Source organism: Nitrosomonas communis (assembly GCF_024102715.1).
In the GTDB taxonomy this organism is placed as follows: Bacteria; Pseudomonadota; Gammaproteobacteria; order Burkholderiales; family Nitrosomonadaceae; genus Nitrosomonas; species Nitrosomonas communis_B.
This window is the reverse complement of record NZ_JAGFJM010000104.1, coordinates 18309-32296: the sequence shown is the minus strand read 5'-3', so window position 1 is coordinate 32296 and position 13988 is coordinate 18309. Positions and strand designations below refer to the sequence as shown.

The following is a 13988-nucleotide window of genomic DNA, read 5'->3' as shown; positions in this document are numbered from 1 at the left end:
TTGCTCAAATTAACGCACAAGATGAATTACTCAACAGCATTTGATACCAATGTCCATCGACACTGATATTTTCTGGGCCGTGCGGTACACAATCCGCTATGACTTATCACGGTTTGTTCTTCTGATTGTTTATCTACTACAGCATGCAAACCCATCACGGCTTCTTAATAAACCGCTCATAATCCTCCAGCCGCCTGGATTCATTGATTTCATCATGCGGGATGATCAAATACTGCCAGGGCTTACCGCTATTGGATAGCGAATAGTCTCGTGCATGTTGGCACCACTTCGCCGCCACCTCAGCTTTGGTCTGAACTTCAGCATCGTTTAAATCGGTACGCGCCTTGGTTTCCACCATGTAAATTTTACCGTTGGCTTCCACGACAAAATCGGGAATATATTCCGGTTGCGCCGTGCCAAATTGATAGAAAATCTGGAATTGACCTTTGACCGGCCTAAACCATTTGTCGGAATCCCGTTCCAGATTGACTGCAAAGCGTCGTTCGGTATCGGATTGAAATTTCTGCAAAGAGTAGAGACATTTCTGGAATCCACCAAACAACATCTGCTTGATCCGACTTTTGTCATCGACCGTGTCCCGGTAGTGACAGAGCGGATTTTTGGCCGAGGCGGTGTAGGTGCACGGTTTTAGCGTCGTGAAGCCTCGGCTTACCTGCACCTCATAGCCCGATGCTTTTTCCCAGCAATGCGCCATCATCTGTGCATGGATGTTCTTAGCGATCAGACGCCGGTCACGGTCAAGCACGGTTCTTGCTTCATCTGCCGATAAATAGCCCAGCAAATGTTGCACCATTTGTCCGGCGAGGTCATAAAGTAGTTCGGCATGAGTGGTATAGTCGATATCATCGAAATCCACCAGCGCAAAAACAATGTAATCCTCCAGCCGTCGCTCGGTGATGCCGATTTCTGAAACGAGCGTTTCCTGCTCGTTGGTACGCAGTTTCTGAATGAGCAATTCACGATCAGCAGGTTGAAGATGCAATCCACTGACATCTAAAGTGAAAGGATGAAAACCGACCGTCACCTCACCGGTAGGCACGACGGCAATGCGCGGGATATCAATAATCTTACTGCTAACGATCTCGGCCGTTTTGGTAATGACTGCGGCTAAATCCACAGTTTCCTTTTCGAGTAACTCGCCTTGTACAGGGGTCAAACGTTGAATCACTTGGGCCATAATTGTCTGCTGCACGTCGGGTTTGAGCAGCGCCGCACTATTGGAAACATACTGGGGCTGCTTTTCCAATTCCTGGATCACATCCAGCACCGCGCGCGCTACCTGCTTTTCACTCTCTGTAGTAAATACCGGTGTTGTCAATCGCTCGATTTGTAACTCGTAGACATGACCACCGGTGCTAATCGCCTGTGGAGTATCCAGTCCCAGTGCTGTTTCAGCGTTCGAGCTCACCTGCACAGCAACCACTCCCTCATCCTGATCTGGGATTTCCAGAATCACCTGCTTTAGACGGATGGGCGAATCGCCACGATTGGCTTCGTCGATAATCTCCTGAAAGCGGTCATGCGCTACGATGTTCAGACGATCCACGGCGCTGACGCCGGTGCGTTTGCCATAGGGCAGTCTGAGACCACGGCCGATAGATTGCTCGATGAGCGTGCGCGCATTCGCAGCGCGCAATGGCACGATAGTGTAAAGATTGGTCACATCCCACCCTTCCTTGAGCATATTGACGTGGATCACAATCTCGGTCGGTTCACCTTCGCTTTCCACCGCAAGCAAACGCGTAATCATTTCCTCTTCTTCCTTGCCAGTCCGGCTGCTGTCGACCTGGATGACCTTATCCCGGTAGCGCCCTGCAAAGAAGGCATCAGATTGGATCAACCCCAGCAACTGGCTGGCGTGAGTGGTATCACGTGCAATCACCAGCATGAACGGCTTGACGGTGTGAACGCCATTCTGGCGCGCATACGTCATCAATTCCACTTTGGTGGCTTCATGGATGCGGATGCCGTCTTCCAGTTTGATCTTTTCAATTTCCTCCGGCGTGTGGCGCTTGGCATCAAAATCTCGTTGCGTGACCACAGCCGGTTCCTTGACAAAACCATCCTCCATGGCGCGTGCCAGCGGATAGTCCATGATGACATTCTTGAACGGCACTGGCCCACGGCTCGATTCCACGAACGGCGTCGCGGTCAGCTCCAGTCCAAACAGCGGTTTCAATTCATTGATTGCTTTTACCCCCGCGCTGGCACGGTAGCGATGCGATTCGTCCATGAGCAACACCAGATCGGGTAACTCAGCGAGGTAGTTGAAGTAACTGTCGCCGAGATATTCCGACAAACGCTTGATGCGTGGACTGTTGCCACCGCGCACTTCTGAATTGATCTTGGAAATATTGAAAATATTCACCGTCACGGGTGACAACAAACTTAGGTTGCCCGCACGTTGTTCGTAGTTGTCCCCTGTAATGATTTCCGGTGGATAACTGGCAAACTCGGCAATACCCTTGAATACATACTTCGGCGTGTTGGGGGTAAAGTCGGTGATCAGTTTGTTGTAAATGGTTAAGTTGGGCGCCAGCACGAAAAAATGTCTGAATTGGTGCGCCAAATGCAAATAGCTGATGAACGCGCCCATCAACCGTGTTTTCCCTACACCGGTAGCGAGTGCAAAGCAGAGCGACGGAAACGCACGTTCAAAATCGCTGAGCGTAGGGAACTCACCCTTGAGCGTAGCGAGCACCGCATCGAGATCGCGTTCATGCGCGAGCATAGCCGGTGCGGCGTCAATCGCTTGCATCAACTTTTGCAAAGATTCGGACTGTGGCAGGCGCAGCGAGAGGCGGCCGCTGACAGCGTTGAAAATACGCGAGTTCATTCCTCATCCTCCCCGAATAACAGCCGCTGAACTGGCGCTGGTTTCTCTTTCATCACGGAATGCTTCCCTTCTCCCTCTGGAAGAGGGCTAGGGTGAGGGGATGCCATCGGCAGATTCTGCACATTCAGGCTGTAATCGTCATGCCCCCATTCGCAGCGCGACAGCACTACCTTAGGAATCTTCTTCAGCGTGAGATTCGGCCAGCGCTCAGTAGCTGCCGCAGCGCTCACCCCGCGCCAGGCGCTGCACAGCACCAGCAGACTGCGGCCTTCGCCCACTTCCTCGGACAAAGCCTGCAACTGCTCGGCGGAAAGGTTTTGCGTAGTGACATAAATGAAATCACGCTCAGTGGAATGGCCGTGCTGCCACCATGCCGTCTCCGACGGGGCGTAAGTGAAGCCTTCCAGCTTGCACAGTGCCTCGGCGAGCATGGCGGCGTTGTATTCATGGTTAATCACCCAGTTGCCCCAACGATCTTTCTCTAACAGAGAGGGCGCGAGCCGGTAGTAACGAAAACCGCCCCCTCCCTGCCAATTCACGCTTTTCGTGATGCCGCCTGGATCTTCACCGTCGATGACTTTTTTCAAGCGGGGAATGATGTGTGTATGGCAATGCTCGCCCAACTCCACCATGATCCAGCGGCGGCCCATTTTGTGCGCCACGGCACCAGTGGTACCGGAACCGGCGAAGGAATCGAGGACAAGATCGCCGGGATTGGTGGCTAAAAAAAGAATTCTTTCAAGAAGTCTTTCGGGTTTGGGCGTAGAGAAGGCATTTTGTTCAAACAAAATTTTCTGTTCTTTTCTTGACTCGTCGTTATGCCCAGCTTCATCATGTGGCCACCACGATGTTGGGATTACACCTTGTTGAACCTCAGCAAGGTATCGTTTTAATTGGGGTGCGCCTTTCCCATCTTTACCCCAGAAAATTCTATTTTCTCGAATAAGTATTGCCATTCTTTCTCTGCTGGTTTGCCAGCATCGCCCAGATGGAGGCTTATAAATCACTCCTGTTATCGGATTCTCAATTTCGTAGTCATACGCTTCGGAATATGTCTTGACACTTAAATTATCTGTTCGCCAGGGCCCTCGACCATCTTGATCATCATGCTTATAGAGAGAGTTCTGTTTATCTGTTCTAGGCAACAAATTTCGAGAGAACCTATCTTTCTTACGATAAACAAGAATATGATCATGGGAATCGGGAATACCTACTGCGTCGTTAGCAGAGGTATATTTTTTTTGCCAAACTATATTTCTAACAAAATTTAAACGCCCAAATACCTCGTCACACAACACCTTCAGGTAATGCGCCTCGTTGTCATCAATCGTGATCCACAACGAGCCATCCTCCGATAACAACCGGCGGATGATCTCCAGTCGGTCGCGCATCAATGACAACCAGATGGAATGCTCCAGGCCATCGTCGTAATGCGTGAACGCGCTGCCGGTATTGTAAGGCGGATCGATAAACACACATTTCACCTTTCCCGCAAGCTCTGCCTCCAGCGCCTTTAACGCCAGTAGATTGTCGCCGAAGATCAGCCGGTTGTCGAAGATATCGTTTTCCGTCACCCGTTGCTTGGCGTGATAAGACAGTGAAGGATTCTCCAACAAAATCCGTGGCTCCAACTGCGGCCGTCTGCCTTTGCCAATCCAGGTGAGTTCGAGTTTTTGCTTCTGAGTCATGTCTTACCCTTTACAGTGGTTGCGTTAACACAGCCATCATGGAATTCTTGATCGTTTTACAGTCGGATTGATTCTCGAACGCGCTACGATATTGCTTGCCCTTGACATTTGCACTGGCGGCGTTGACCAATGCATTAGCGATGGTATCTATCGCGATTGATAAACGATTTACTTCATTCCCGTTAAGTGTTAAGTCAGCGCCCCAGCGCAATTGCGTTTTTATCAACAATACATGGAGTACCAACCATTGCCCATTCCGGATTATCTCCTTGGCCTCTGCAGGCTCACCCTTGGCGCGATCACCAAGCGTCTGTTGAGCAATTCGACTAATTTGCACCACACGCCATAGTTCACGCGCTGTCAACGCATCACTGAAAAGTCGACTATATGCATAGTCCAGTGGAGATCCTGTTCCCGCAAGATCAGGGCGCCGAAACAAACGCTTGCGATCGGATTTCGCAGCCACCACGTAGGCTGGCCAATGATTCGCCGTTTCGCAACAAGCTAACGCTGGCGCTGCTTCACGGATGCTGAAGACCGTTCCCGCAAGTGGCGGATCATCATCACCATGTTTGTAGAGATACTCGATCCCTGCTATTAATAACGTTTGACGCCAACCCTCTTGCCGCTCATCGAGGGCGGCGAAATCTTCCAGATCGACGGCGTTTTGCCGGTTACGGTATTGTGTTACACGTATACCAAATTCATCAGGGGTTTGATCCAGGCTCACAAAAGTGGCCAGCACTTCAGCGGGGTGGTCGTCAAAATAATCGACACTCTGTTCAGCAATTACGCCCACGGTTTGGGCGCCATTGATGATCGATATACCACGCAACCTAAAACGCCCTTGCTGCCGACTCTGCTCAATAGGAGGAAGCTGCTGAATATTGGAGCAGAGAAATGTCACACCATTATTGAAATAGAAAAAGTGTTGAGCCTCTTGCTGTAGAGTATCAATCATGCCTTGATTCACTACGGTTGAACCCTTGAAACGTCGAATATTCTTCTCCACGACTTGATCACCATATTGATGCTCTAGCTCGGCTAATTTTTTTGCGGAAAGTCGCCCGTAAAATCCTCTATAAGGCTTATTGATATAGCCAAAGTCTCGAAGAACAATTTCTGTTTCGATGGGCTGTGCAGCCTGTGCCTCCAGTTGAAAACTATGTAGGCTCGTTAGCCCCCTCGCATAGCAACGGACAAAATTCGGCTCTGTTGCGTTATAGTTATGCTCAAGGTCGGAAAAGATATTCCGCCGGTCCTCCGAAATAGCGGTTCCTGTATAGGCAAGCACAACCCGTACTTGCCGAGGTTCGCCAGCTAATGCAGCTTCAATAGCCGGTATTTTCTCATTTAACGCGTTATTGAAGCGTTGGTACTTACTGGCTAGCAAATCGATGACCCCATCACGAAACTTCGATACCTCACCCAATTCGGGTTCACCGTTACCACTTGCAATATATTTGGACTGAATCAGCCACAGAGTGTCATTAGCTCCTATGTACACTGAATCAATGCCATGATCACCACCACCATCAATACTGGCAGCAACCGCCTCTTGGGCACTGGCGCCTGCTTCCCGCACAAGCATAAACGCGGCGATCGCCTTGGACAAGAAATTGCTGCGGCGAGCATTGTCATCATTTCCTGTGCCTTGAATAAACGGGCCGAAATCCTGATCTAACGATTGAATCAATAGCTGTAATTCTAACGGTATCCCTTGCGGTGGCATTACACTAACTCCCATTCGATCACAAACAACTGCTTGTTCTCGCTTTTCTGTTTTAGCTGGCTCTCCAATTCGGCAATCAGGCCATTGCGTTTGGCTTCTACTTGATCCTGTCGATCGAACAACTCCCGCCGCAATTTGTTACGCCGTTGTTCGATTTCGCGCTGCTGCTTTTGCCAATGAAGCTTTTCTTCGAGCGTGGGAGCGGTAGCGGCGGTGCGTCGCACTTCCTTGATCTGACGATCGAACTCCTTAATTTCGTTCTCCAGGCCCACTTTCAGGTCATCTGCCCAAGCGTCGAGCTTTTGCACTTCTTGTTCAAAATATTTCAGATTGCGGCGATTGATATGCTCGGTCAGCCGATTCTTGCGTTGCATTAGATCAGCATGCAATAGGGTGTGGTTGTTCGGTGTTGCTTCAAGCTGAAGCTGTTCTCGAACTGGCAAGCGCAGTAGTTTTTCTGGATCGTCTTCTGGCAATATGTAGCCATCCTTGGTGATTGCCGACACTACAAGATGTTGTTCTTTGCCGCCGAGGGAGTCCACGGTGAGCAATTCTAACGCAAGCCAACCGCTTGTGCCGCGCAACGGCTCCAACGTGGTTATGCGCTTGCCATAAGTGTTGTAGTCGAAGATCAGCTTGGCTGGCGATAGTGGGCGCGCCTTGGCTTGTTCCAACACAAATTCGCCCAGAGGGTGGCCAAGCCGGTAAAGGTGCGCCTCGCCGGAGCGCCGCGGAAGTTCATAACGACCCAGTGGCACCTTGTCCTTCGATACTTCACTGGGAAGATGGGAGAGTACAAAAGCGCCGTCGCTATCGAAATTGGCGTAAGCGCTGAGTTCAAAACGCGTTAAATCCATGAACATACGCTCATAGCGATCACGTGTCTCGATACTGCTGGTTTTGATTTTATCCAGTACTTTTTCATCGAAGTGTTCTAACAGGATATCGCGCGTACGTACCATGGCTTCGTTGATTTCACCGGCGAGATCAAGTTGCAATTGTTGAAAGCTTTCGTGGATTGTTTGTGGGTCACGGCAATGCTGATAGATCTCCGCGATGCGTCGCTCGAAATCCACGCCGCTACCGATAGTCCCCAGTACTTCATCGCTGGCACCGAAGACACCGCTGAAAAGCTGGAATTTTTGATCGAGAAGTTCATAGACACGCCGATCAGCCTCATTGCTGAGATCGACGAAGTTGACTACAACCACGTCAAACTTCTGCCCATACCGATGACAGCGGCCAATACGTTGCTCCACCCGCTGTGGATTCCAGGGCAGATCGTAATTGATAACCAGCGAGCAAAATTGCAGGTTAATGCCTTCAGCACCGGCCTCTGTGGCGATCATCACTTTGCCATGATCGCGGAAATGCTCAACCAGGGCCGCGCGTGTATCGGCTGTCTTCGAACCCGTGATGCGATCGCTGTCCTCATGCTTCGCTAACCACGCCTGATAAATCTGCTGAGCTTCTTTGCCACTATTCGTCCCATTGAAAAGCACGATACCATCGCCGTAAGATGTCTCTTTAAGCAACGAAAGCAGATATTCCTGCGTACGGCGCGATTCGGTAAAGATGAGCGCTTTGCGAGGCGCGCCAAGTCTGTCCAGCTCAGTGAATGCCTTGTTCAAGGCGATAAGCAATGCCTGCCCCTTGGCATTATCCCGAATACTGGTTGCCATAGTCTCGTAGCGTCGCAGTTCTATGATTTCATTGCGAATATTCGCACGATCTTGCTCGGCAAGCAGTATTTCGGGTGATTCAGCTTCCCATTCTTCAGTATCTTCATCCAGTCCTTCGTAATCCTCATCTAATACCTCGACTAAGTCTGGTGTAGATACATCTTGTTGAAGAATTTTTTCCAGGCGCGTTACCATAGTGCCTAACGCACCGCCGATCGCATGAGTCGAGGAAGCGAGCAATTTCCAAAGCACGAGGGTAATTAACTGTCGCTGGCTGTTGGGTAATGCCTTAAGATCAGGTCGTCGTAAATAGTCAGCTACCAATGTGCGCAACAATTGTTCATCGTCGCTGGGTCTGAACTCCTGCACAATCGGAATGCGCTTGGTATAGGCAATGGTGTGCGCTACTTGCCACCGGAGTGTTCGTTTGCACAAGGGGGCAATGCGATTGCGCAGACGCTGAAAAGTATCCTCTTGATTGAGGGTTGCAAATTGCTGGCGAAAACTATCCAGATCACCGAATACGCGGTCATCGATGATGCTGACAAGGCCGTATAGCTCCAGCAGTGAGTTTTGCAGAGGCGTGGCGGTCATCAACACTTTGGATGGCACGCCCGCCAGCCCAACTTTCAGCGTATTGGCGATCACATTGCTCGGTTTGTACACATTACGCAATCGATGTGCTTCATCGAAAACCACCATATCCCATGGAACAATACGTACATCGGCGATCTTAGCCTTGGCAAATTGGTAAGAGCAGATGACAGGTCTCCGTAACTCCACGAAAGGATTAGCAGACCCATTCTTCTTGAGCTGGTTATAGCTTTTCGCCTCCAGGATCAGGCTGTCCAAAGCGAACTTATCCAGCAACTCTTGATGCCATTGTTTACGCAGATTTGCCGGTACGATGATAAGAATCTTGCGCTTGCGCTCGGCCCAGTATTGGGCAAGCACTAACCCCGCCTCGATTGTCTTCCCCAACCCTACCTCGTCGGCAAGGATAACGCCGCGTGATAGCGGATTTTGACACGCAAACAAAGCCGCTTCGACTTGGTGAGGATTCAAATCTACTTGAGCATCAGTTAATGCTGCTGCGAGTTTATCAACGCTGTCCACCGCGCACTGGCGTGTCAGTTCATGTGCGTAATAGCTGGCTTGATAAGCAGTAAGGGGCATGAGACTTGTTTCTATCTAGGAGCGCAAAAAATAGAATTACTCGACCCTTTTACAATGACGAAGTGACTGTTAATCTTCGTGACGGGAATAACAATTACTTTCTTGGCTTCGATCACGCCCGCCGCTTTGCCATCGACATACAACAGATAATCGGCAAAACCATAGCCGAATCTTAACGGAAACTCGCGAATGGCTACACCGCGTGCTGCATGGATATTGACTTTATCCGCATCGCACACCAGCCAGCCTGCTGCCGTCAGCAGGCGATCGATATTCTCCCTTGCGTGTTGTTCCAGTGACAATTTTTTATTGATTTTGTAAGCAGATGATCAAGCCATGGGCGGCCAAGACGATAGCATATAAAGTTGTTACACGGTTAGCTTTTCATTACTTTAGTCTTCGCACTGTTTTATTGTGTCTTTCATCTGCAAACCTCATCATGACTACCGATATCAAGTAACAGTATTTCGTGCTCGGAAATTTGTAGCGCCAGGATTATGCGGCAACTATGAGTAAGACTAACCGCCTGCATACCTTGAAGTTTGCCGCTGAGTGGGTGTAGATGCAGGGTGGGCTGAAAGGGATCATCGCGCAGTTGTATAAGTATCTCGATGAAACGAGGGCGAAGATCGGGATGCTTTGTGAGAAACTTTTGTACACGACGCTCGAAAAAGACAGTGGTGACCAGTGTCCAGGTCATTCGGCTGGTTCGCTATCTAAGCACTGCATCAGTGATTTTACGCTGTCGTGACGGGTAACTCGACCAGCATGAGCGTCTTCCAGCGATGCTTTGATACGCGCCAGGACTGCTTCTTGCTGTGCTTCGACGAGTTCGTTATAAAACTCTTCGGTCATGATCACGTATTGTGGCCGATTGTTCTTGATGACGTGCACCGGCCCATGCGTAAGCGCTTCATCAACGGCAGCAATGCCACGGCGTTTGATTTCCTGGGCGGGGATAATATTCATATTTTGCTCCTGTATTTTGGTGGATGACGCGTTGCTTATCCACCCTACTTAAAGTACCTATTTTGTGCAATTCGCACGCTCACTCACGCACTGTTTCCCAGAATTTCTGCAGGCGTTTGACCGATACCGGATAAGGCGTTTTCAGTTCCTGCGCAAACAAGGAAATGCGCAGTTCCTCGATCTGCCAGCGGAATTCGGCCAGATTGGGGTCGTTGATGCCTGTCTTGCGGTGTTTCTCCAGGCGTTGCAGGTATTGATGCCATAAGGCCGCGATACTGGCGGCATGTTGTCCGTCACGTGACGGATTACCGGAATATTTATCCAGCCGCATAACCATGCCTTTCAAATAGCGGATGAAGTGCGGCAGCCGCTCCCAGGGTATTGCTTGCAGAAAGCCAGGATAAATCAGGTGATTGAGCTGGTCATTCAGTTCATTTTTGAGGCGGGGATTGCTGATGGTGCTGGCAGCCAGGCGTTGCTTCAGCGTCTGGTATTCCTGCGCGATGTCCTGGATCAGCCGGGCAACAGCATCGGTCACCGGGCTGAGACGCAGCCGCGCACGTTGTTTCTGCGCGTTAAATTCATTTTCGCTGCGCGGCAGCGGATCATCGCCGATGAAGGCGCGATCGCTGATGGCTTCGAGCATGTCTCGCTTGAGCATTTCCGGATCGATCAGCGTGCTCAACTGCATCATCGCCTGTTTGTGTCCCGGCAGATTTTTTTCAAGCAGTTTCATCCGGTCCTTGAGCTCGAAACTCAATAATCGCCGCACGCCTGCGCGCATATTGCTGTCGGCCGCTTCACGGGTATCAAACAGGCGGATGGCGACATGATCCACCTGATCGACCAGGGCTGGGTAACCCGTTATTTGTCTACCGGCGCGCGTGAAGGTGATTTCCTCAGGCAGATCGCCAAAATCCCAGCGTGTAATCATGTCTCGCTCGATGCCGGTTTGCTCGGCTGTGTCTGAGCGGGCAAAGGTCAACTGGGCAGCCTGCCCCAGCTGCGCTTGCAATTGCGCCAGATCGCGGCTCATGGCCAGTTCCTGCCCGGCATCGTCAACTACCTTGTAATTCATCTGCAAGTGCAGCGGTAACGGCTTGCCATCCCAGCTGTTCAATGGCACCTTGATTCCTGTTTGGCTCTGGATAAAACGCGCTAGTGTTTCTGACAGCAGCATGGGTCCTCCTTGTTCCTGCTGTTCCAGAAAACGGGTGACATAATCGGGTACCGGCACCAGATTGCGCCTGATCTGCTTGGGTAGCGCTTTCAGGTACCAGGTGATTTTTTCTCGCACCAATCCCGGTACAAGGCTATCAAATTGTGCTACATGCAGTTTGTTGAGGAAAGGCAGCGGCACGGTAATGGTCACCCCGTCCAGCACATGCCCTGGTTCAAAACGATAGTTCAATGGGAAAACGTGGCTATCAATGCTGATGGTTTCAGGGAATTGCACTTCGGTAATGCTGCCTGCCGCATGACGCATCAGGTAATCACGCGTGAGATACAGCAGTTGCGGATTGGTTTCCTCTGCCTGCTTACGCCATTTTTCAAAAGCTGTCCCGCCATAAATATCTGCCGGAATAATGGCATCGTAGAACGTGAGTATCTCCTGCTCATCGACCAGCACGTCCTGCCGGCGCGCCTTGTGTTCGAGCTCTTCGATTTCAGCGATCAGCCGGCGATTGTGTTCAAAGAACGGCGCTTTGGTCACGTACTCGCCTGCTACCAGGGCATTGCGGATAAAGATCTCACGTGCTTCTTTAGGATTGATTCTGCCATACGCCACTCGCCGCTTTGGTACGATCGTCAGTCCATACAGCGTAACGCGCTCATAAGCTGCCACCTGAGCAGGTTGCTTTTCCCAATGAGGATCAAAATAATGTTTTTTACAAAGCCTGCCAGCAATTTGTTCTACCCAGGAAGGATCAATCACTGCCACGCAGCGCGCATACAGTTTGGCGGTTTCGGTCAGCTCCGCTGCCACGATCCATTTGGGTCTGGCCTTTTTCAGCGTTGAACCCGGAAAAATGGAGAATTTGATGCCACGCGCGCCGAGATATTCGCCGTCACTTTCCGACTTGAAACCGATATTACCGAGCAAACCGGATAATAAAGCGCGATGAATCTCGTCATAGCTGGCCGGCACCTGATTCGGCCTGAATCCCAGTTCCATTACCAGCGTGTGCAGCTGCCCATGGATTTCGCGCCATTCACGCATGCGCCGATGGGAAAGGAAGTGTTCCTGGCAGTGGGCAATGAGTTTCTTGTTGGATTTTTTATGCTTGAGCTGCTCATCAAAGAAATCCCATAATTTAAGAAAACCCATAAAATCCGAGCGCTCATCGCGGAAAGGTTCATGCGCACGGTCGGCTGCTTCCTGCCGCTCAAAGGGCCGGTCGCGCGGGTCTTGCAGACTTAGCGCAGAAGCAATGATCAGGATCTCGCTCAGGCAGTTCTCCTGTTTTGCCGCCAGAATCATGCGCGCAATTTTCGGATCGATCGGAAATTTTGCCAGCCGCCAGCCAATCGCGGTCAGCGTATTGTTGTCATCTACCGCGCCTAACTCGGCCAGCAATTGATAGCCATCGGCAATCATGCGTGGCAATGGCGGCTGGATAAACGGAAAATTCTCCACTTCACCGATTTTGAGTGATTTCATGCGCAAGATGACGGCAGCGAGCGAGGAGCGCAGGATTTCCGGATCGGTGAATTCAAGGCGTGAAAAGTAATCATCTTCTCCATACAGGCGGATGCAGATACCACTCATCACCCGCCCGCAGCGCCCGGCGCGCTGATTGGCGGACGCACGGGAAATCTTCTCGATTAACAGCTGCTCGACCTTGTTGCGATAACTGTAGCGATTGACACGCGCCAAGCCGGTATCGATCACATAGCGGATACCCGGTACGGTCAACGAGGTCTCCGCCACATTGGTTGCCAGCACGATGCGGCGCACATTACCCGGCTTGAACACGCGCTCCTGCTCGGCAAATGATAAGCGCGCAAACAAGGGCAGAATTTCCACCCCTGCTCCGCCACCTGGCCGACTAAAGGCATGCTTGCGCAAGGATTCAGCCGTCTCCCTGATTTCACGCTCACCTGGCAGAAAGATCAGGGTATCGCCTGCGCCCACGCGCATCAGCTCATCCACTGCATCCATGATGGCCTGCTGCAAATCCAGTTCTTCCTCATCTTCTGACATTAACGGCCGGTAGCGTACTTCCACCGGATAAAGCCTGCCGGAGACTTCAATTACCGGCGCACCATTGAAATGCTGAGAAAAACGCTCGGCATCGATAGTGGCAGAGGTCACGATCAGTTTCAGATCAGGCCGTTTCAACAGCAATTGCTTGAGATAGCCGAGCAGGAAATCGATATTGAGGCTGCGCTCATGCGCCTCATCGATGATAATGGTGTCATAGGCACGCAGCAGCGGATCACCTTGCGTTTCCGCCAGCAAAATGCCGTCCGTCATCAGCTTGATATAAGTATCCTTGCTGACACTGTCCGAGAAGCGCACTTTATAACCGACGGCATGACCTAATGGACTATTCAGCTCGGAAGCAATCCGCATCGCCACCGTGCGCGCAGCAATCCGGCGCGGCTGCGTGTGTCCAATCAACCCCGCCACCCCACGCCCAAGCTCCAGGCAGATTTTGGGTAACTGCGTGGTTTTGCCTGAACCGGTCTCGCCACAGACGATCACCACCTGATTTGCCTCAATAGCGCGTGCGATCTCTTCACGCTTGCCGACGACAGGGAGTTCCTCCGGATAGGTCGGCTTGGGCAGGTTGGCCAGACGCCGATCCAGGTCAGTTACAACAGATGGCTTCATCAAAACGTAATGACAAAACAATGGCAAGCATTAACAACAACTTGCA

General features: G+C 51.1%; 8 protein-coding genes. All 8 read right to left on the bottom strand.

What is annotated here, in order from left to right; genetic code table 11:
• Positions 1-154: 154 nt before the first annotated feature.
• On the bottom strand, positions 155-2857 hold the full coding sequence (locus J5I83_RS09910) for a DEAD/DEAH box helicase (protein ID WP_304055529.1): 2703 nt from the start codon (positions 2855-2857) through the stop codon (positions 155-157).
• Positions 2854-4545, bottom strand: a complete 1692-nt coding sequence (locus J5I83_RS09905; RefSeq protein ID WP_304055526.1) for a site-specific DNA-methyltransferase — start codon at positions 4543-4545, stop codon at positions 2854-2856. Before J5I83_RS09905 ends, J5I83_RS09910 begins: the two co-directional genes overlap by 4 nt.
• A gap of 10 nt (positions 4546-4555) precedes the next feature.
• Positions 4556-6277, bottom strand: a complete 1722-nt coding sequence (locus J5I83_RS09900) for an AIPR family protein (protein ID WP_304055524.1) — start codon at positions 6275-6277, stop codon at positions 4556-4558.
• Entirely contained in the window at positions 6277-9135 is a 2859-nt protein-coding gene (locus J5I83_RS09895; RefSeq protein ID WP_304055523.1) for an SNF2-related protein, read from the bottom strand. The genes J5I83_RS09900 and J5I83_RS09895 overlap by 1 nt, the downstream gene beginning before the upstream one ends.
• A gap of 11 nt (positions 9136-9146) precedes the next feature.
• Positions 9147-9437 (bottom strand): hypothetical protein, encoded by a 291-nt coding sequence (locus J5I83_RS09890; protein ID WP_304055520.1) that lies wholly within the window; start codon positions 9435-9437, stop codon positions 9147-9149.
• 119 nt (positions 9438-9556) lie between these two features.
• Positions 9557-9835 carry a plasmid stabilization protein gene (locus J5I83_RS09885; protein WP_304055519.1) on the bottom strand — a complete coding sequence of 93 codons (279 nt, stop codon included), beginning with the start codon at positions 9833-9835 and terminating at the stop codon, positions 9557-9559.
• The gene (locus J5I83_RS09880; protein WP_304055518.1) at positions 9832-10104 is read right to left on the bottom strand and encodes a hypothetical protein; all 273 of its coding nucleotides are present in this window, start codon (positions 10102-10104) and stop codon (positions 9832-9834) included. Before J5I83_RS09880 ends, J5I83_RS09885 begins: the two co-directional genes overlap by 4 nt.
• Before the next feature lie 79 nt (positions 10105-10183).
• Positions 10184-13942 (bottom strand): ATP-dependent RNA helicase HrpA, encoded by a 3759-nt coding sequence (gene hrpA / locus J5I83_RS09875; protein WP_304055516.1) that lies wholly within the window; start codon positions 13940-13942, stop codon positions 10184-10186.
• Between the last annotated feature and the right edge of the window lie 46 nt (positions 13943-13988).

What these genes read in the sequence shown, in the direction of transcription:
- J5I83_RS09885 (WP_304055519.1), bottom strand. Translation starts at nt 9,835, where the DNA reads ATGACCTGGACACTGGTCACCACTGTCTTTTTCGAGCGTCGTGTACAA.
- J5I83_RS09880 (WP_304055518.1), bottom strand. Translation starts at nt 10,104, where the DNA reads ATGAATATTATCCCCGCCCAGGAAATCAAACGCCGTGGCATTGCTGCC.
- hrpA (WP_304055516.1), bottom strand. Translation starts at nt 13,942, where the DNA reads ATGAAGCCATCTGTTGTAACTGACCTGGATCGGCGTCTGGCCAACCTG.
- J5I83_RS09910 (WP_304055529.1), bottom strand. Translation starts at nt 2,857, where the DNA reads ATGAACTCGCGTATTTTCAACGCTGTCAGCGGCCGCCTCTCGCTGCGC.
- J5I83_RS09895 (WP_304055523.1), bottom strand. Translation starts at nt 9,135, where the DNA reads ATGCCCCTTACTGCTTATCAAGCCAGCTATTACGCACATGAACTGACA.
- J5I83_RS09900 (WP_304055524.1), bottom strand. Translation starts at nt 6,277, where the DNA reads ATGCCACCGCAAGGGATACCGTTAGAATTACAGCTATTGATTCAATCG.
- J5I83_RS09905 (WP_304055526.1), bottom strand. Translation starts at nt 4,545, where the DNA reads ATGACTCAGAAGCAAAAACTCGAACTCACCTGGATTGGCAAAGGCAGA.